At 42.6% G+C, this 20,615-nt stretch carries 18 protein-coding genes; 11 read left to right on the top strand and 7 right to left on the bottom strand.

Annotation, left to right across the window (positions count from 1 at the left end):
• Window positions 1-16: 16 nt before the first annotated feature.
• From AAY42_RS07390 to AAY42_RS07400, 3 genes are all read right to left on the bottom strand, one after another.
• The gene (locus tag AAY42_RS07390) at window positions 17-520 is read right to left on the bottom strand and encodes a DUF6702 family protein (protein WP_245625602.1); all 504 of its coding nucleotides are present in this window, start codon (window positions 518-520) and stop codon (window positions 17-19) included.
• Between the two features lie 68 nt (window positions 521-588).
• Window positions 589-1,317, bottom strand: coding sequence for a carboxypeptidase-like regulatory domain-containing protein (locus tag AAY42_RS07395; RefSeq protein ID WP_245625603.1), 729 nt, complete (start codon window positions 1,315-1,317; stop codon window positions 589-591).
• 58 nt (window positions 1,318-1,375) lie between these two features.
• The gene (locus AAY42_RS07400; protein WP_055393796.1) at window positions 1,376-2,116 is read right to left on the bottom strand and encodes a carboxypeptidase-like regulatory domain-containing protein; all 741 of its coding nucleotides are present in this window, start codon (window positions 2,114-2,116) and stop codon (window positions 1,376-1,378) included.
• Window positions 2,117-2,318: 202 nt separating this feature from the next.
• Here AAY42_RS07400 and AAY42_RS07405 point away from each other — a divergent pair, with 202 nt between their 5' ends.
• Both AAY42_RS07405 and AAY42_RS07410 read left to right on the top strand, forming a co-directional pair.
• Window positions 2,319-5,471 carry a beta strand repeat-containing protein gene (locus AAY42_RS07405; RefSeq protein ID WP_139063682.1) on the top strand — a complete coding sequence of 1,051 codons (3,153 nt, stop codon included), beginning with the start codon at window positions 2,319-2,321 and terminating at the stop codon, window positions 5,469-5,471.
• On the top strand, window positions 5,471-6,637 hold the full coding sequence (locus AAY42_RS07410; RefSeq protein WP_055393800.1) for a gliding motility-associated C-terminal domain-containing protein: 1,167 nt from the start codon (window positions 5,471-5,473) through the stop codon (window positions 6,635-6,637). Before AAY42_RS07405 ends, AAY42_RS07410 begins: the two co-directional genes overlap by 1 nt.
• Before the next feature lie 521 nt (window positions 6,638-7,158).
• Here the strand turns inward: AAY42_RS07410 and AAY42_RS18410 are convergent.
• On the bottom strand, window positions 7,159-11,250 hold the full coding sequence (locus tag AAY42_RS18410) for a hypothetical protein (RefSeq protein WP_222836835.1): 4,092 nt from the start codon (window positions 11,248-11,250) through the stop codon (window positions 7,159-7,161).
• Here AAY42_RS18410 and AAY42_RS18415 point away from each other — a divergent pair.
• From AAY42_RS18415 to AAY42_RS18260, 6 genes are all read left to right on the top strand, one after another.
• On the top strand, window positions 11,239-11,580 hold the full coding sequence (locus tag AAY42_RS18415) for a hypothetical protein (protein ID WP_222836836.1): 342 nt from the start codon (window positions 11,239-11,241) through the stop codon (window positions 11,578-11,580). The two genes, AAY42_RS18410 and AAY42_RS18415, sit on opposite strands and share 12 nt — an antisense overlap.
• A gap of 11 nt (window positions 11,581-11,591) precedes the next feature.
• Window positions 11,592-12,242 (top strand): hypothetical protein, encoded by a 651-nt coding sequence (locus tag AAY42_RS07420; RefSeq protein ID WP_055393803.1) that lies wholly within the window; start codon window positions 11,592-11,594, stop codon window positions 12,240-12,242.
• A 3-nt stretch (window positions 12,243-12,245) separates the two neighbouring features.
• The gene (locus AAY42_RS07425; RefSeq protein WP_082433358.1) at window positions 12,246-13,421 is read left to right on the top strand and encodes a gliding motility-associated C-terminal domain-containing protein; all 1,176 of its coding nucleotides are present in this window, start codon (window positions 12,246-12,248) and stop codon (window positions 13,419-13,421) included.
• 83 nt (window positions 13,422-13,504) lie between these two features.
• Window positions 13,505-14,242 (top strand): M15 family metallopeptidase, encoded by a 738-nt coding sequence (locus tag AAY42_RS07430; protein ID WP_055393805.1) that lies wholly within the window; start codon window positions 13,505-13,507, stop codon window positions 14,240-14,242.
• A 39-nt stretch (window positions 14,243-14,281) separates the two neighbouring features.
• Window positions 14,282-15,046 carry a M48 family metalloprotease gene (locus AAY42_RS07435; protein WP_055393807.1) on the top strand — a complete coding sequence of 255 codons (765 nt, stop codon included), beginning with the start codon at window positions 14,282-14,284 and terminating at the stop codon, window positions 15,044-15,046.
• A gap of 116 nt (window positions 15,047-15,162) precedes the next feature.
• The gene (locus AAY42_RS18260; protein ID WP_175288738.1) at window positions 15,163-15,330 is read left to right on the top strand and encodes a DUF6747 family protein; all 168 of its coding nucleotides are present in this window, start codon (window positions 15,163-15,165) and stop codon (window positions 15,328-15,330) included.
• Between the two features lie 103 nt (window positions 15,331-15,433).
• Here AAY42_RS18260 and AAY42_RS07440 read toward each other — a convergent pair whose 3' ends face one another.
• Complete coding sequence (locus AAY42_RS07440) at window positions 15,434-15,826, bottom strand: ankyrin repeat domain-containing protein (protein ID WP_055393809.1); 393 nt, start codon at window positions 15,824-15,826, stop codon at window positions 15,434-15,436.
• 207 nt (window positions 15,827-16,033) lie between these two features.
• Here AAY42_RS07440 and gpmI point away from each other — a divergent pair, with 207 nt between their 5' ends.
• The 3 genes from gpmI to AAY42_RS07455 are packed head-to-tail and all read left to right on the top strand — an operon-like array spanning window position 16,034 to window position 19,199.
• Complete coding sequence (gpmI, locus tag AAY42_RS07445; protein ID WP_055393811.1) at window positions 16,034-17,536, top strand: 2,3-bisphosphoglycerate-independent phosphoglycerate mutase; 1,503 nt, start codon at window positions 16,034-16,036, stop codon at window positions 17,534-17,536.
• 49 nt (window positions 17,537-17,585) lie between these two features.
• Window positions 17,586-18,404 carry a type I methionyl aminopeptidase gene (map, locus tag AAY42_RS07450; RefSeq protein WP_055393813.1) on the top strand — a complete coding sequence of 273 codons (819 nt, stop codon included), beginning with the start codon at window positions 17,586-17,588 and terminating at the stop codon, window positions 18,402-18,404.
• Between the two features lie 30 nt (window positions 18,405-18,434).
• The gene (locus tag AAY42_RS07455; RefSeq protein WP_055393815.1) at window positions 18,435-19,199 is read left to right on the top strand and encodes a class I SAM-dependent methyltransferase; all 765 of its coding nucleotides are present in this window, start codon (window positions 18,435-18,437) and stop codon (window positions 19,197-19,199) included.
• Here AAY42_RS07455 and AAY42_RS07460 read toward each other — a convergent pair whose 3' ends face one another.
• Complete coding sequence (locus AAY42_RS07460) at window positions 19,200-20,204, bottom strand: FAD:protein FMN transferase (protein WP_055393817.1); 1,005 nt, start codon at window positions 20,202-20,204, stop codon at window positions 19,200-19,202.
• Complete coding sequence (locus tag AAY42_RS18045; RefSeq protein WP_055393819.1) at window positions 20,205-20,570, bottom strand: hypothetical protein; 366 nt, start codon at window positions 20,568-20,570, stop codon at window positions 20,205-20,207.
• Between the last annotated feature and the right edge of the window lie 45 nt (window positions 20,571-20,615).

Here is a 20,615-nt window from a genome sequence, read left to right on the forward strand (position 1 = left end):
AATTGTTAAGAATACGTTAGAAGTTTAACATTCCTTTATTATTTTCCTTGATCAGCACAAAACTCTTCTTTTGTCCTTTCCATTTTAAATGGACTACGTTTTGTTGCTCTTCGAAGAGGTCGGTAAGAATTTCATTTTGGATGGATATAGATTGTAAATCCGTGAAGTTTATGTTGTTCAATTCCAAGTAGCAAATCACTACATCCTCTTCATATTTCTTTCCTAAAAAAGTGTATTTGGCAATTTCACCATTAAGTTCTATTGCAAATTTAGTCCTGAAGTATTTCTCAATATAGGCATTTGAAACCTTTGCTTCATCTGAAGTTGCCAACTCGGCAATGATTCCGTAACGCTCCTTCAACACTTCCTCCAAATCATCAATAAATATGCGACTGGTAATTTGGAATGAATCATTCTTTTCTGAGTATTGCATGTTCGTCACGCTCAAATAGTATTTGTGCAAGGTTGTAAATGAAAACAACAGCATTACTGTAAGTATGAGAACGGTGTTTTTTATCATTTTTAAATTCATCATATTCTAATCGACCTTATCCAAAATCAAAAGTAACAAACCATATGCCAAAATAATCAGTCTAGATTATTGTTTTCTCTATACGCCCTACTCTTTAAGATCAGAAAATCCCATATTTTAAGTTTATCACCGTTGTCAACTGTCTTCTGAAACTCCTCATCTACCTCACAGAAATACATGAAATCATCTATATTGGCCATTGGTATTTTTAAGGTTGTAATAAAAAGGGAATCAACGTAGAAATCCTGTACCCTCTGTGTTCTTGCATAAGCCTTATCTACCTTAACCCTATTTTTGAGCATTTTGGTGCGTCCGGTAATTGCATTAATAATGGGATCTAAAGGAGGACTAAGAATCATGCCAACATTAAACTTTCCAAAGGTGGCTTGTTGCAGTTTACGTTCACTTTGGGTTGGTATTTTTTGATGCGCATTCGGAAGTTTCAAAGCTTCGGCACTCACATCTTTTTCCAGTTGCAAACCCTCTAAATCCTGATTCAAATCACCCGAAAGGTTATAAGGAGTTACAACAACTTCCCTTAACTCGTTTACAAATTCTTCCAAAGGAACAGTGATGAAATTAGTATTGAAAAGCGCCTCATTTATAGGAAGTATTTTTCTTTTGAATTGAACTGCGGAAAAAACTAAGGTATCATTGAGTCGTACTAAAATTGAAAAGTTGCCGTCAAGATCTGTAATAACAGCCCGATTTGCCGTAATATTCTGAACGGCCACCCCAACAACATCTTTATCCTTATTGTATACTTTGCCTTTCAGTTCCCTCACCCCAACCTGTTGGGCCCTGGTCGAAAAAACCGCTATAGTGCACAATAAAAAAAGGAGCTTATTCCTCATCCAGCTCTGCCAAATATGTTTTGCTGTGTGTTACCAAAAAGTCAATCAATTGAAACTCATTTTCCTTTCGTAACAGAGTTTGTGAAGGTACTTTATCATCACAATAGATTAAAAAAGCATCTATTTTATCCTGTGGCAATTTTAAGTCCGCCACAAAAAACTCGTCATCATATACCGTACGCAGTACCTCGCTAACTTTTAATTGTACCTGTTGTCCCTCTGCTTCCTTTTTTGAATTGAAGAGTGCCTTGAAAATATTCACAAAATTAATACCATCCCGCATACCACGATCGGCTCTGGACATTGCTACGTTCTCCACCTCGGTACCTCTATCAATTTCATATTCAAACCCTTTGAAATCTTCATTTTTAACCTCCAGAAATTTCTTTTGGTTTTCTGGACTAATGATTACTTCATCCAATTCGGTCACTTTCTCGGTTACCTCTACCACAAGCCTATTATTATCCAAAATTTCTTTGGTAATGGTAATCACCTCCAACTGGTAGTTCACTGCGGTAAAAACAAGTTGGTCTCCTTCTTTTACCAAAATCGCAAATTGCCCATCATCGTTGGTAATGGTAGCAGTTTCAGAGGTTGAATTAATAACATTCTCATTGGGAACATTGCTACCCCTGTACAAGACTTTTCCTCGCAAGACCTGTCTATTGTCCTGCGCCATGGAAATACCGGTAAAAACCAAAAAAAATACTATTAGGTAACTGTTTTTCATAAAAATGTATCTTAACTAAAGTTAAAGAAAACCCTTGAATGCCATATAAAAAAATAAACCTATTCTAAACTTTTGTTAATTCTCCAAAACGAACTGATGGGCATGGCAATCCGTTCACCAATAAACTAACGTATTTTAACGGTAATAATTCTATTTAATGTATGATCACTTTAATTTTGGGTAACCTCAAATATTAACAACTGTGAAAACATGTTTTATACCTATTGCTTTCGCCCTATCTATGATATCTTCAATGCAAGGACAGATAAAAATTGGCGATAATCCACAAAATTTAGATCCTTCCTCGGTTCTGGAACTGGAAAGTAATTCAAGGGTATTGGTCATTACCCGAATGACGACTACCCAAATGGAAAATACATCGCCATTAAGAGGCGCCTTGGTTTACAATACAGATACCCAGTGTGTCCATTTTTACACCGGAACACTTTGGGAAAACCTTTGTAATCGCCCAGATGAACAGACATTTACAACGGATGCTATCGTAAACTTTAGTCCTACCTTGGTCATAACGCAGGACGGTAGCAACTTTAATTTCGAGGTTGGTGAGATTAGGGGTGAAAATATTGTTGACACCTCCATAAATGGGGAAATGGATATTCAACCAGGATCTATCACCGGCCAACAACTACAAGATGCTTCCATATCCTTTGATAAATTGGCTATTGGCGATAACACAGGTGAAATTTTGCAATGGAATGGTGCCCAATGGACTCTGGTTGATATTGCCGGACTCAGCGTAACCGAAATTGATGGAATAGTTGGTAACGAGGTGGTCGGACCATTTGACACCACTTTAAGGCTTGAAGGCACTGGTGATAGTACGAATCCATTTCTTTTGGATGTAAGTGTTGGAGGAATTGGCACGAGTGAAATTGCAAACGATGCAGTCACAGCCAATAAAATAGACGTTTCAGTGGCGGGAACAGGACTGAACCAGGCTGTGGACGGCTCACTCGAAGTGGACGTAGCAACGTTTGCCGACGGGGACGTCACATCAACGGACGGAACAATTGCGCTTACGGGAACAACGACAAACGCAATCTTTGAGGATATAAACTTCGATGTGGCTGACAACGCCATCACTAACGCAAAAATGGCCGATGACGCGATCAACACCGATGAGATCGTTGACGATGCCGTGACAGCCGATAAAATAGACGTTTCAGTGGCGGGAACAGGACTGAACCAGGCTGTGGACGGCTCACTCGAAGTGGACGTAGCAACGTTTGCCGACGGGGACATCACATCAACGGACGGAACAATTGCGCTTACGGGAACAACGACAAACGCAATCTTTGAGGATATAAACTTCGATGTGGCTGACAACGCCATCACTAACGCAAAAATGGCCGATAACGCGATCAACACCGATGAGATCGTTGACGATGCCGTGACAGCCGATAAAATAGACGTTTCAGTTGCGGGAACAGGACTGAACCAGGCTGTGGACGGCTCACTCGAAGTGGACGTAGCAACGTTTGCCGACGGGGACATCACATCAACGGACGGAACAATTGTGCTTACGGGAACAACGACAAATGCAATCTTTGAGGATGTAAACTTCGATGTGGCGGACAATGCCATCACCAATGCTAAAATGGCGGATGACGCCATAAACACGGACGAAATCGTTGACGATGCCGTGACAGCTGATAAAATAGGAACAACTGGTGTCACAGACGCAAACAAAGTGCTGGGAACCGATACCGCCGGCGAGCCACAATGGCAGGACGCCGCAAACCTAGCAACAAGCCTTGGACAGGACGTAACATCCACAAATGGCTCCATAACTGGAATTCAGGCTGATGCCGCACTCGTGGCAATGGACCTTGAGGTCAATGTTGATGGAACCACGATTGAAGTGGATGCAACCAATGGTTTGCAAATCCCCGACAATGCCATCACCAACGCTAAAATGGCGGATGACGCCATAAACACCGACGAAATCGTTGATGACGCCGTGACAGCCAATAAAATAGGAACAACTGGTGTCACAGACGCAAACAAAGTACTGGGAACCGATACCGCCGGCGACCCACAATGGCAGGACGCCGCAAACCTAGCAACAAGCCTTGGACAGGACGTAACATCCACAAATGGCTCCATAACTGGAACTCAGGCTGATGCCGCACTCGTGGCAATGGACCTTGAGGTTAACGTAGACGGGACAACAATTGAGGTGGACGCCACCAATGGACTGCAAGTTCCAGATGGCGGCATTACGCTCGCAAAACTGGCAGATGCCGCTGCAGACGACCAAATCTTGCAATGGAATGCCACATCCACAGCATGGGAGCTTGCTGATGGTTCTGCTTTGCAGCAAACCATCAATGGAACTTTAGGCTCCATTTTCTTTTCGGATGGAGCAGGCAGTCTCTTGGAAAACAATACCAATCTGTTCTGGGACAATACCTTTGATTCTGGTAATGGTGCCCTTGGCCTGGGAACAACAACGCCCCAAACCAAGCTTCATATCAGGGAAGCAGCCGGGAACAATCTCACATACGGATTACAGCTACAGAATGCAAATAACAATGCAAGTGGAGGCTCAGCAGCAGGAATCCTATTTTCCGTGGAAGCAACAGGAAACTTCGGAAAAGGGGCATTGGTCTACGAGCGAAATCAAAATTTTGCCAAAGGGGACTTCCATTTCCTTCAAAATATAGCTAGCACTACAGACAATCCTGATTTGACAGATGCTGTAATGACCATTAAGAACACAGGGGAAGTTGGTATTGGAGAGCTTAATCCCAATGCACAACTTCATGTCAAAAGAAGTGCGGGAAACAATCTTTTCTATGGGTTACAATTGCAAAACTCAAATAACAATAATACCGGGGGTTCAGCATCTGGAATTCTGTTCGCTGTTGAAGCTACTGGCAATTACGGAAAGGGTGCTTTGGTGTATGAAAGAAAAGACCAAAATGCAAAAGGGGATTTTCATTTTCTTCAAAACGATGACAATAACCAAAATGTTCCAGATCTATCCCACGCAATCATGACCATTAAAAACGATGGAAAAGTAGGGGTCGGAACCACTGCACCAAATTCAACACTACAGACAACGGGGTCTTTCTCAGCTCCAATTGTATCTACCTTGGGCAACACAACATTGGATGCTTCACATTACACCGTTATCTTAGACGGCCTTCACTCGATAACTTTACCAGTCGCCAACACCTGTCAAGGTAGAATCTATATTATTAAGAACCCTACAGCGTTCAATCCAACTATTTCTTCTTATTTTGATAGTGTTGGAGCAAGCACCACCACCATTCCAACTGGAGTTGTTCAGCTACAAAGTGACGGAACTAACTGGCAACAAATCAACTAATGAAAAATTGGTCTTTTATAGCGTTTCTTTTTTGGGCTAGTATAATTTGCGGACAAACTGCAATGCACAATACCGGTTCAATCCGTATTCACACCAATGGAAATCTGGGATTCCACACCAATTTTATAAATGATTCCCCTTTTGACAATAACGAAGGACTTGCAGGCTTTTATGGTAACGAGAATATTGAGGTACTCGGAAGTATCCCTCCCTCTTTTTCAGATGTTGAGATTTTTGTTCTCAACAATGTCTCACTAGAAAACTCTATAGATATTAACAACAATACCAATTTCATAAGTGGAAATGTCCAATCTCCACATGATGATCAGACCATAAATTTAAACTTCACCGATACTGGTTTTTTTACAGGCGAAAGCGATATTTCCAAAATAACCGGTTTTGCCGGAGCCAAAAATCGGACGTTGTTCTCTTTTCCTGTTGGTGATGAGGACATGCTCAGGCCCCTTCTTTTGGAATCGGAGGAACAAACATCCTTAGCAATATGCGCCTACTTTTTTGAAAACCCATCAGTACCAATTTCACTATCACAGACCTTTGATACAACCCAAAAAGCGAGGGATATTGGTACAATTACAGACAAAGAATTTTGGATTGCACAAAATGATGCGATTTCTACAATAACAATAAGTTGGAACGAAAGAAGTGATTTAGAATCCATTTCAAATATTGATATAGATGAAATTATCGTAGTTGGTTGGAGCAAACAATCCAATCAATGGGAAATAATCGGCAGTGATGCTTTTAGCGGTGACATAAATCAAGGGTTTGTAACCTCTTTACCTTTTGTGCCCAGTGATTTCGCTGCCATTACCTTTGGTACAATCCCATTGCCAATGGATACTTTTGCAGTAAACAATCCAACACTAGGCAACTATTTTTTAAGTCCAAATGGAGACGGTACAAATGATTTTTTAGTAATTGAAGGCATGTCAGAATCTCCCAACAACAGTCTTCGAATATTCAATCGTTTTGGACAAAAAGTATTTGAAAAAAACAATTATGTGGATGAGTTCACTGGATTATCAAATACTGGAAGTTTTTATTTAAGTCAAGATATTGGACTCCCTGAAGGGGTCTATTATTATCTGGTTGTTTTGGATGATCTGGAGCTTGAATACCAAGGAATTCTCTTCCTTGACAGATAATTTTAGCAAGAATTTTCTCGTAGAATTTTATTGTAATCGGTTAAAATGTAATATTTTAGACCGTCAAATGGTGTTTTGCAACATTTCTCTGTGACTACGCAACATTATCTGGCACTTCATCGACCTCCATAGTAATTTTAACATACTGTCAAAACTAGGTCGTGATGAGATTGAATACATATTTACCCCTTTTTGCCCTTTTATTTTCCTTTTTTGCATTTTCGCAAGTTAAAGTCGGTTCCAATCCAAATGTAATCGATTCTGCGTCAATTCTGGAATTAGAAAGCGCCAATAAAGCGCTAGTCTTAACGAGATTGACATCAGCCCAAATGCAAAGTATTGCACCTCTAAATGGTGCCTTAGTATATAATATAGAAACATCCTGTGTACACTATTTTAATGGCTCTCAATGGATTAATCTTTGTAATTCATCAAATACATCAAATCTCACATTTGTCGATAACAATGATGGAACCTTTTCTATTCTTGATGACGGTTTAGTAGTTTTCACATCACCAGATTTAACAGGGGACCAAGGACCAGTTGGAGACCAAGGGCCAATCGGTGACCAGGGTCCAGTTGGAGATCAAGGACCAATCGGAGACCAAGGACCAATCGGAGACCAGGGTCCAGTGGGAGACCAGGGTCCAGTTGGAGATCAGGGACCCGTCGGCGACCAAGGTCCGGTTGGAGACCAAGGGCCAATCGGAGACCAGGGTCCAGTTGGAGACCAAGGACCAATCGGAGACCAAGGACCAGTCGGAGACCAGGGTCCAGTGGGAGACCAGGGACCAATCGGTGACCAAGGACCAATCGGTGACCAAGGACCAGTCGGAGACCAGGGTCCAGTTGGAGATCAGGGACCAATCGGTGACCAAGGACCAGTAGGTGACAAAGGACCAGTAGGTGACCAAGGACCACAAGGAATAGTTGGAGACCAAGGACCAATCGGAGACCAAGGACCAGTCGGAGACCAGGGTCCAGTGGGAGACCAGGGTCCAGTTGGAGATCAGGGACCCATCGGGGACCAAGGGCCAATCGGTGACCAGGGTCCAGTAGGTGACCAGGGACCCATCGGGGACCAAGGGCCGGTTGGAGATCAGGGACCCGTCGGCGACCAAGGTCCGGTTGGAGACCAAGGGCCAATCGGAGACCAGGGACCAATCGGTGACCAAGGACCAATCGGTGACCAAGGACCAGTCGGAGACCAGGGTCCAGTTGGAGATCAGGGACCAATCGGTGACCAAGGACCAGTAGGTGACAAAGGACCAGTAGGTGACCAAGGTCCACAAGGAATAGTTGGAGACCAAGGGCCAGTCGGAGACCAGGGACCAGTAGGTGACCAAGGACCAATCGGAGACCAAGGTCCAGTGGGAGACCAAGGACCAATCGGAGACCAAGGGCCAGTCGGAGACCAGGGTCCAGTTGGAGATCAGGGACCAATCGGTGACCAAGGACCAATCGGTGACCAAGGACCACAAGGAATAGTTGGAGATCAAGGACCAGTTGGAGACCAAGGACCAGTCGGAGACCAGGGTCCAGTTGGAGATCAAGGACCAATCGGTGACCAAGGACCAGTCGGAGACCAAGGACCAGTAGGTGATCAGGGTCCAGTTGGAGACCAGGGACCGATAGGTGATCAAGGACCGGTTGGAGACCAGGGTCCAGTTGGAGACCAAGGACCAATCGGTGACCAAGGACCAATCGGTGATCAAGGACCGGTTGGAGACCAAGGACCAGTTGGAGACCAGGGGCCAATCGGTGACCAGGGACCAATCGGGGACCAAGGACCACAAGGAATAGTTGGAGATCAAGGACCAGTCGGTGACCAGGGACCAGTTGGAGATCAAGGACCAATCGGAGACCAAGGACCAGTCGGAGACCAGGGTCCAGTGGGAGATCAGGGACCCATCGGTGACCAGGGACCAATCGGTGACCAAGGACCACAAGGAATAGTTGGAGACCAAGGGCCAGTCGGAGACCAGGGACCAGTAGGTGACCAAGGACCAATCGGTGACCAGGGACCAATCGGTGACCAAGGACCACAAGGAATAGTTGGAGACCAAGGGCCAGTCGGAGACCAGGGACCAGTAGGTGACCAAGGACCAATCGGAGACCAAGGTCCAGTGGGAGACCAAGGACCAATCGGAGACCAAGGGCCAGTCGGAGACCAGGGTCCAGTTGGAGATCAGGGACCAATCGGTGACCAAGGACCAATCGGTGACCAAGGGCCAATCGGTGACCAGGGTCCAGTTGGAGACCAAGGACCAATTGGAGACCAGGGACCAATCGGAGACCAAGGACCAGTAGGTGACCAAGGACCAATCGGAGACCAAGGACCAATTGGAGATCAGGGACCAATCGGAGACCAAGGACCAGTTGGAGATCAGGGACCAATCGGTGACCAGGGTCCAGTTGGAGATCAAGGACCAATCGGAGACCAAGGACCAATCGGAGACCAGGGTCCAGTTGGAGATCAAGGACCAATCGGAGACCAAGGGCCAATCGGTGACCAAGGACCCATCGGGGACCAAGGACCAGTCGGAGACCAGGGTCCAGTGGGTGATCAGGGTCCAGTTGGAGACCAGGGACCGATAGGTGATCAAGGACCGGTTGGAGACCAGGGTCCAGTTGGAGACCAAGGACCAATCGGTGACCAAGGACCAATCGGTGATCAAGGACCGGTTGGAGACCAGGGACCCATCGGGGACCAAGGGCCAATCGGTAACCAAGGACCAGTCGGTGACCAGGGTCCAGTGGGAGACCAAGGACCAATCGGAGACCAAGGGCCAGTCGGAGACCAGGGTCCAGTTGGAGATCAAGGGCCAATAGGTGACCAGGGTCCAGTTGGAGACCAAGGACCAATCGGAGACCAAGGGCCAATCGGAGACCAAGGGCCAATCGGTGACCAGGGTCCAGTTGGAGATCAAGGACCAATCGGAGACCAAGGACCAATCGGAGACCAGGGTCCAGTTGGAGATCAAGGACCAATCGGAGATCAAGGACCAATCGGAGACCAAGGGCCAATCGGTGACCAAGGACCACAAGGAATAGTTGGAGACCAAGGGCCAATCGGTGACCAGGGTCCAGTTGGAGATCAAGGACCAATCGGAGACCAAGGACCAATCGGAGACCAGGGACCAGTCGGAGACCAGGGTCCAGTTGGAGATCAGGGACCCATCGGGGACCAAGGGCCAATCGGTGACCAAGGACCAATCGGTGACCAAGGTCCGGTTGGAGATCAGGGACCCGTCGGCGACCAAGGTCCGGTTGGAGACCAAGGGCCAATCGGAGACCAAGGACCAATCGGAGACCAAGGACCAATCGGAGACCAAGGACCAGTCGGAGACCAGGGTCCAGTTGGAGACCAGGGTCCAGTTGGAGACCAAGGACCAATCGGAGACCAAGGACCAGTCGGAGACCAGGGTCCAGTGGGAGACCAGGGTCCAGTTGGAGATCAGGGACCCATCGGGGACCAAGGGCCAATCGGTGACCAGGGTCCAGTAGGTGACCAGGGACCCATCGGGGACCAAGGGCCGGTTGGAGATCAGGGACCCGTCGGCGACCAAGGTCCGGTTGGAGACCAAGGGCCAATCGGAGACCAGGGACCAATCGGTGACCAAGGACCAATCGGTGACCAAGGACCAGTCGGAGACCAGGGTCCAGTTGGAGATCAGGGACCAATCGGTGACCAAGGACCAGTAGGTGACAAAGGACCAGTAGGTGACCAAGGTCCACAAGGAATAGTTGGAGACCAAGGGCCAGTCGGAGACCAGGGACCAGTAGGTGACCAAGGACCAATCGGAGACCAAGGTCCAGTGGGAGACCAAGGACCAATCGGAGACCAAGGGCCAGTCGGAGACCAGGGTCCAGTTGGAGATCAGGGACCAATCGGTGACCAAGGACCAATCGGTGACCAAGGACCACAAGGAATAGTTGGAGATCAAGGACCAGTTGGAGACCAAGGACCAGTCGGAGACCAGGGTCCAGTTGGAGATCAAGGACCAATCGGTGACCAAGGACCAGTCGGAGACCAAGGACCAGTAGGTGATCAGGGTCCAGTTGGAGACCAGGGACCGATAGGTGATCAAGGACCGGTTGGAGACCAGGGTCCAGTTGGAGACCAAGGACCAATCGGTGACCAAGGACCAATCGGTGATCAAGGACCGGTTGGAGACCAGGGACCAGTTGGAGACCAGGGGCCAATCGGTGACCAGGGACCAATCGGGGACCAAGGACCACAAGGAATAGTTGGAGATCAAGGACCAATCGGAGATCAGGGACCCATCGGGGACCAAGGGCCAATCGGTGACCAGGGTCCAGTAGGTGACCAGGGACCAATCGGAGACCAGGGTCCAGTTGGAGATCAAGGACCAATCGGAGACCAAGGGCCAATCGGAGACCAAGGACCAGTCGGAGACCAAGGTCCAGTGGGAGACCAAGGACCAATCGGAGACCAAGGGCCAATAGGTGACCAAGGACCACAAGGAATAGTTGGAGATCAAGGACCAGTTGGAGACCAAGGGCCAATCGGTGACCAGGGTCCAATTGGAGATCAGGGTCCAATTGGAGATCAGGGACCAATCGGAGACCAAGGTCCAGTGGGAGACCAAGGTCCCTCTGGCAACAATTTTATAAAAGCTTTTGGTAAAATTGCCTCAAATGGTGATGTAACTAGAGCCACAGCTGGAATTACTGTCACAAAACTGGCTGGAAACGGGTATTATAGAGTGAACCTTCCTGCAGGCATGGTCAGTGATGGTAATTATATAATTCAATTAGCACAACCAAGTAGGGACGGTGCAGGTAATGATGACCCAGGAATTTCATATCGAAATCAACTAAGCACTGGTTTTGAAGTAATTATTGGCGATAATGATAATGGTGGTTCGGATAGAAATCGATTTAACTCCGAGTTTATGTTTACCATCTTAGATCTTTAATATAGAATAGAATGAAAAAAGTTATAGTACTTGTTCTATTCTTTTCATTTATAGAACTCAACGCACAAACACCGACCGCAGGAGACTTAGTGGGCATACATAATGTTACAACTACTGAAATGAACTCCATAGCAAACCCAATTGAAGGTTCCATGGTATTCAATACAACAACAAAAAGTATTCACTTTTACAGCGATTCAGCGTGGGTAGAAATTCCTAATGTAGCTAATTCGTATATAGGTGCCTTTCAAATTACTGGTTTGGGGAATCAAAATATAATAGGACTTCCTTTTGAGCCAAGTAGTATTACATTTTCGGCACATGCAAATGTTGAAAGCTATAATTTAAACTCCGACAATGCCGTTGGCAACAATAATACCGGTATTGCCAATTCTTTTGGCACTATGAACGGGTTTGCAAGAAACGATGGCAATACTATCGTAGAGCAAGTGATTTATGTAGGCGGAAGTGGAAACTCCATCAATGACATCTCACGGTACGCTTCAAATTCCCATTGCATAGGTCTACGATACGGAAATCAAAACGGAAACAATCTTGGGGTGACATCGGCAACCGTTACAAGGTTTAATACAGATGGTTTTACCATCAATACGGATAGTTTTGCCGATGGAATTGTAGTAATATATCAAGCATTTAGATAATTAATGAAAAAATCAAACGGATACATAAAGCTATTTTTATTGGGTTTGTTCCTAATTACGTCTGCTATTTCCAACTCTCAAGATGCGGTTCATAATTTTGGAAATCTTCAGTTTCATGGAACTGCTGCTGTTGGCTTTCATATTGATGTTATTGATGATGGTATTTTTGACCAAAATTCAGGGTTGACAGGCTTTTATGGCACCAATCGGATGACCATTTCGGGAACTTCGAATCCAGTTTTTGAAGATTTGGAGGTTGTTGTCCAAAATGGATTGTTTTTGGAGACATGGGTTGGAATTAGAAACAATACCAATTTTGTTATGGGCGATGTATTGACTTCAAGAAACAACTCAAATAGCTACCTTAATTTTATTGATTCTTCGTTTTACATAGGAAGTGGAAACCTAACCCATGTTGACGGCTATGCAGCAGGAACAAACAAGGAATTAATTACATTTCCAGTGGGAGATGGAGAACGAATAAGACCTCTTACGTTGACATCCAATGGAATAAATGACCTGACCAAATGTGCTTATTTCTTCGAAGACCCCAATAACCCCCTTTCACTATCGGGGCAATTCAGTACTGATAATAAGGATTTTGATGATCTTCAGATAAGTGAGCTTGAATTTTGGCGATTGGAATCAAATCAACCTTCTGTAATCAACATTACTTGGGACGTAAATAGCAATGCGAACCTGTTGGCAGAATCTACGGAGAATCTGCTGATTGTTGGATGGAGCAAATCACAGAGTAGATGGGAAAGACTTGGTAATTCATCAGTTTCGGGAAACCTTCAAAATGGCAACATTACTTCAGACAGTTTTATACCCAACGAGTATGAAATTATAACATTGGGAGGAACAGATGATTTATTGGAGCCATTTACAGTTTTAGAATTGGACAACTATTTTTTAACACCTAATGATGATGGTGTAAATGACTTTTTGTTAATCGATGGCATTGAAAATGTTCCAAACAATCTTCTCAACATTTACAATCGTTATGGCATTTTAGTCTATTCCAAATTGAATTATGCCAATGAGTTCAGAGGTAAATCCAATCGTAATTCAGTTATTAGTAGAGATTCTGGTCTATCCTCTGGAATTTACTTCTATGTCCTTACCGTAAATGACACAAGGGAAAAGTTCCAAGGATATCTTTACATATCGGATTAAAGACTGGAATATCAAATAGTCCATGCTTGCTTTCAAATGGATAGAAAATACTTCTTAACTTGCCCTAAAATCAATTTTGTCCCATGAAGAGAAGGACTTTTATTAAAAATACAGCCGCCACCAGTCTGGTCTGTTCCATTCCACCTTTTTTCAACCTAAACAGTGACCCAGATGATTATTCTGTTACAGAATTAATGGGAAAAGCTGATATTGAACTTTTTGGAGAGGGCATTAACCTAAGGGAAGAAGCCCATGACGCCTTTGTGAAAATGAAAAAAGCTGCATACACAGACGGTTTCGATATTAAAATGGTATCTAGCTACAGAGATTTTTACAGACAGGAAAGTATATGGGAGCGAAAATTTTTGCGCTACACCGAAGATCAAGGAATGCAACCTTTGGATGCAATAGATAAAATTATAGAATACTCAACAATTCCAGGAACCAGCAGACACCATTGGGGAACCGATATTGATATTGTTGATGGTTATGCCAAAACATCTGGAGATATTTTGGTTCCTGAAAAGTTTGAGGAAGGTGGACCTTTTGGAGGGTTTAAACTCTGGCTCAATGAAAATTCAGAAAAATTTGGGTTTTACCTTGTTTACACTAAAGAACCAAGAAGAAGGGGTTTTAAATATGAACCATGGCATTACAGCTATGCTCCAATATCAATACCCATGCTAACTGCATTTAGAAAGAAAAATATTTTAAAATTGATTCTAAATGAAGACTTTATGGGTTCTGAGCATTTTACCACTGGATTCTTAAAAGCATACATTCAAGATAATATTTTGGACATTAACCAAGAACTGTTATAACTCATTTTTGTATCTTGAATTTTCAAGAACACTAACATTATGAGAAGAGGTAGTTGGAAAATCCGTATCCTTATTGGGCTTGCCATTGTAGCCTTTGCATTTATACAACGATGCAATAATAAAGAAGAGAATCCCTATACAGGACGAGTTCAAACCATTAACATGACTGCAGACCAGGAGATTGCCATAGGCTTGCAGAGCGCCCCTGAAATGGCGCAACAACATGGAGGGCTGTACCCAGATGAACGTTTGCAAGCATTTGTCGATGCCGTAGGAAACAAACTAGTGAATAACAGCATTGCCAGAGAAACTCCTTATGAATATGATTTTCATCTTCTAGCTGACGACCAAACCATAAATGCTTTTGCGCTGCCGGGTGGACAATGTTTTATTACATATGCATTGTTTTCGCAATTAAATGAAGAACAGTTAGCAGGTGTTTTAGGACACGAAATTGGACATGTAATTGGAAGACATTCTGCAGAGCGTATTGCAGAGAGTAGCTTTTGGGAGACTTTGACCATGGGAGCATCTGTAGGAGGTGATATGGGCGGTTTGGTAAGCGGTATAGGACAAAATACATTGTTGAAAAATGGAAGAGGTGATGAACTTGAAAGCGACGAACTTGGAGTTTTATTTATGATTCAATCTGGTTATGACCCCTATGAAATGATTAAGGTTATGGAAATCCTAAAAACTGCAGCTGGCCCGAATAGAGTTCCTGAATTTCAGAGTACCCATCCAGACCCTGAAAACAGAATTGAAAAAATCAAAGAAGCCATTGAAAAATATTCCGGTCGATAGATTTGACACGTTCATCGATTAAAAAATAGTATTCGTCAGTTTTGACTACCTTTGGATAACCCAAATCAATAACATCTTTCTTTAACCTCCTTTGTGCTAGCTAACAAGTAGAACACATGGGAACACTATTGCATTTTAAGAACATCTACACGGAAGCATTTGACGATTGCAAACCTGGTTTTGTTGTCACCTTGCTAAAAGCGTATACCATATTTTGTGGCATATTGCTATCAATGGCATTGTACGCATTCCTGTATAGGGTGTTTACGGGTTTTGATTTTTAATAAACAAAACATTTACTCTTTTACCTGAACACTATAAAAGTAAATGGAATAGAAAAGCCCGTCCAATTGGACGGGCTTTTTTTGGATGAATAAACTCGTTTCCTTATTTCTTCATAGCTAATTTCAATATTTTCAATGCTTCCGTGGCATTAGACAGTTCTGCATATTTTTTTGCAGTATATCCCTTATCGCAACGCTTCTTAACATCGGCGCCATTAGCGATTAGCAGCTCTAAAATGTCTGTTTTATTGTACCGTGCTGCAAAATGAATGGGAGCCATACCAAGTGATTTTTGGTTTACATCTTCTCCAAGTTCAATCAACTTTTTAACCGTATCAAAGTCCCCTTTCACAATTGCTTTACAAAAAGAACTTAGCTCAAATGAAACAGTGGATAAATTCACGTTGTCATTAAAAGTCGTTGAAGATTCGTTGGCGCAAACGCCTGTAACTGCAAGCATAAATGCCCCAGCTACTGTTAGGATTGTTTTTTTCATGATGAATAATTTTTGATTATAGATTTAACTTATATAAAAATAGACTCCATCTATTTCTAAATGTTACAGCATTAACACTTAAATAACTAAACTTTAACAAGTCCATTTTTTTTAACATAAATAATTAACAAAATCACAAATAGAAAACTTGGAAAAAACTAGGGCAAGAAGCCAAATGATTCTATTTTTGGTGCTGAATTCCATATCATGAATAAGAAGGTAATCTTAATGATCTTAGATGGCTGGGGAAAATCTCCAGACCCAAAAGTTTCAGCAATAGCGCAAGCAAACACTCCGTTTATTGATTCACTCTATAACGACTATCCCAACTCAAACCTGCTTACAGACGGAATGAACGTTGGTCTCCCCGAAGGTCAAATGGGAAATAGTGAAGTAGGTCATATGAATTTGGGTGCAGGCAGAATAGTTTATCAAGATTTGGCTAAAATCAATAAAGCGGTAAAAGAAGATACCCTTAAAGACGAATCCGTTCTCAAAAATGCTTTTGAATACGCCAAAACCAATAATAAGCCTGTTCATTTTTTAGGCTTGGTAAGCAATGGGGGGGTCCATAGTCATATAAATCATTTAAAAGCCCTAATTGAGGCGAGTGACAAAAATGGAGTGAAAACATCTTATATCCATGCCTTTACTGATGGTAGGGATGTTGATCCAAAAAGCGGAAAAGGTTTTTTAGAAGACTTGACCAATTTTTGCTCGGATAAAAATGCCAAACTCGCCACCGTAGTTGGAAGATATTACGCCATGGATCGTGATAAACGATGGGAAAGGGTAAAGAAAGCATATGATGTGATGGTAAATGGCAAGGGAGAGGCTTTTGAAAATATTTCGGAGGCTATTCAAAAAAACTATGATGCCGGAATAACAGATGAGTTTATTGAACCTTTGGTTTTAGAACCCAAAGGAACCATAAAAGAAGGGGATGTTATCGTTTTCTTCAACTTTAGAACGGATAGAGGCAGAGAATTGACCCAGGTTCTTAGCCAAGAAGATTTTCCAGAACTTGACATGGCAAAATTGGAATTGTACTATGTTACCTTGACCAATTATGACGATTCCTTTAAAGGCACGAAGGTTGTGTATGATAAGGAAAATATTAAAGATACATTGGGAGAAGTATTGGCCAATCAAGGAAAAAAGCAAATCCGTATTGCTGAAACAGAGAAATATCCGCACGTTACTTTCTTCTTCAACGGAGGAAGAGAAGAACCGTTTGAAGGGGAAAAACGAATTTTATGTCCCTCACCAAAGGTGGCAACCTACGATTTGAAACCAGAAATGAGTGCTTATGAAATTAGGGACGCCATTATCCCTGAGTTGCAAAAAGGAGAGGCAAGTTTTGTGTGCCTAAACTTTGCAAATCCAGATATGGTTGGACATACCGGAATTATGGAAGCTGCAATAAAAGCCTGCGAAACCGTAGATGAATGTGCAAAAGATGTCATTACCACTGCTTTGGAAAATGGATACTCTACTATCGTTATAGCGGATCATGGCAACTGCGATACCATGGTTAATCCAGATGGTAGTCCAAACACAGCGCATACCACTAATCCCGTACCTTTAATTTTAGTGGATGAAACCATTTCAGAAATCAAAGATGGCGTCCTTGGAGATATAGCTCCAACAATTTTAAAGTTAATTGGGGTTGAAAAACCTTCATTAATGACTCAGGAATCGTTGGTTTAGAGTTAATCTGGCAATCATGATTAATTGATTTCCGCTTATCTTTGCGCACATGATAAAGATTAAGACTGCAGAGGAAATTGAGTTAATGCGTGAAAGCGCATTGGTGGTATCCAAAACTTTGGGAATGTTGGCATCAGAAATCAAACCTGGAGCTAATCCATTGCAACTGGATAAACTAGCTGAAGACTTTATTCGAGAACAAGGAGCAGAACCTGGTTTTCTGGGTATGTACGACTTTCCCAACACCCTAAACTGGAGTCCAAATACGCAAGTTGTTCATGGTATTCCAAACAATGAACTTCTTAAAGAAGGTGATATTATCTCTGTTGATTGTGGAGCAGTGAAAAATGGTTTTTACGGTGATCATGCTTATACTTTTGAAGTAGGTGAGGTTGCAGAAGACACCAAAAAATTACTCAGGGTCACAAAGGAATCCTTATATATGGGAATCCGTGAATTTAAGCTAGGAAATCGTGTTGGCGATGTAGGCTATGCCATTCAAAACCATTGTGAGAGTCATGGCTATGGAATTGTTCGCGAGTTGGTAGGTCATGGACTTGGAACCGAACTTCACGAAGACCCACAAATGCCCAACTATGGAAAAAGAGGACGGGGCAAGAAATTTGTAGATGGAATGGTGGTTGCCATTGAACCCATGGTAAATATGGGAACTCGGAGAATAAAACAACTAAAGGATGGCTGGACCATTTTAACCGCTGATGGAAAGCCTAGTGCCCATTTTGAACACGATGTTGCTTTAATCGATGGAAAACCCGAACTGCTCTCCACCTTTCAATATATTTATGATGCCTTGGGCGTAACTACTGATGAGGAAGAAGAATTCCGAAGTAAAAAACTACAACTTTAGATTTGGTTCCACTTCTTATGGAACAACAGAATGAAACGGCTCTTTAAATTTTTCTTGAATCTTATCCCAAGACCACTTCTTATAAAATTAAGTTATTGGGTAAGACCTTTGGTTGCCTTTTCACTAAAAGGAAAAAACTATACTGATCCCATTGACGGAAAAAGTTTTAGAACTTTTTTACCTTATGGCTATGAAAATCCCAGGGAGAATGTGCTCTCCCCCTCTACCCTATCCCTGGAAAGACATAGATTGTTATGGCTATATCTAAAAAATAAAACCGATTTTTTCACCAAAGACCAAAAAGTACTTCATTTTGCCCCGGAACAGGCCTTTCACAAACGTTTTAAACAGTTTGACAATATTGACTATACCACTACCGATTTAAACTCTCCCCTGGCCGAAGTAAAAGCGGACATCTGCAATCTTCCATTTAGTGATGATTCATTTGACGTTATTCTTTGTAATCATGTTTTGGAACACATTCCTGATGACACCAAAGCGATGCAAGAGTTGTTTCGTATTCTAAAGCCAGGAGGTTGGGGCATTTTTCAAATTCCGCAGGATTTAAAAAGAGAAGAAACATTTGAAGACGATTCAATAACTGATAGAAAGGAAAGAGCCAAGATTTTTGGTCAATATGACCATGTACGTATCTATGGCAGGGATTACTTTGACAAATTAAGAAGCATTGGCTTTACCGTTGAAGAAGTGGATTACACTCAAAAATTGTCCGAAAAAGAGGTTGAACAATATAGATTGTCAAAAGGCGAAATCATTCCCTTTGTTAGGAAATGATTATTGCTTTATCAAGCTTTTAAATCCGGGAGTCATAAATTCTTGCGTTTCTCCTCTTTCATCCAAATAAATGATATACGCTTCCAAATTATCTTGATTAGTCAACAAGTTCTTGGAGTCTTCCAAGTCCATGGCCATAAAAGCTGTTGCATAGGCATCCGCTTCGGCACAGGAACCTGCAACCACACTAGTTGCTAAAACATTGGAGTTTTTAGTGTATCCAGTTTTAGGGTTGATGGTATGAACATACTTTTTTCCTGTTTCTGAGTCTATTCTAAACTTCCTATAATTTCCAGAAGATGCCATGGCCTTATTCTCTAGAAAAATTATCTGTTTCAGCTGCCGTCCAACCTCAACTTGGGGATCGTCTATCCCCACACTCCATTGTTTACCTGAAATCCTATTTTGGCCCTTGGTTATGACCTCACCGCCTAATTCAACCAAATAATTTTCCAAACCCTTAGCATCCAATAAAGCTCCTAAACGGTCAATAGTATATCCTTTGGCTACAGCATTAAAATCAAAACGTAATTCTGAGTGATTTTTAGTTATGGTACCATCATGATTCAATTTTACCTTGTCCCAACCAACATACTTCAATAAACTGTCTACTTTAAGACTATCCAGTTCTAGCTGTTCTCCTGGGCCAAAACCCCAAGCATTTGCCATGACACCAATAGTAGGGTCAAAATAGCCATTGGAGGCTTCAAATACCAAGCTAGACGTCTTAAAAACCTCTTGGAACATATGATCCACCCTTATAGTTGAATCACCATTATTAATTTTTGAAATATCTGATGTAGGGATATAAGTTGAAAGTGATTGATTGATCACTTGAAAAACAGAATCTATCTCTTGTTGATAATCCAGTTCTACGTCTGAAATGTAGATAATGGAATAGGTAGTGCCCAGTGCATTACCAGCATTGTGATTTTTTATCAATGTATTGGAATTACATCCAAAAAATAATGCAAGGCCAACTGTAAAAAGTATTCGTTGTATCATTTAAATCTCAATTAAACCTTGATAATCAACAATGTAATCTTCATTTAAATATACTGGAAGCTCTTGGTTGGATGCGTTGGAAAGTCCCACACCCGCATAATAGGTCTTAGCTTCAAACTTATTTGCATGATCTTTCATCTTTCCCATTAATTCATTATCAAACATTGTTGTGCTTTTCGGGTATTTTACATTCCTTACCACAATAAAATGTAGAATTTTATCTTTAAGGCAAACATACTGGGGATTTTTTTTTGGTTTGCTGTTGATGCCCATAAATTCAAAACCATCCTCCTCCAATTGTTTTCCAACAATATTCATGGCTAGATTATGAAGTTCTTGTTCCGTAAGTTGTCTTCGTTCTTCCATAAAAAAAACCGACGCTTTCACGTCGGCTAGGTTTAATAATGACCT

Source organism: Flagellimonas eckloniae (genome assembly GCF_001413955.1).
Classification (GTDB): Bacteria; Bacteroidota; Bacteroidia; order Flavobacteriales; family Flavobacteriaceae; genus Flagellimonas; species Flagellimonas eckloniae.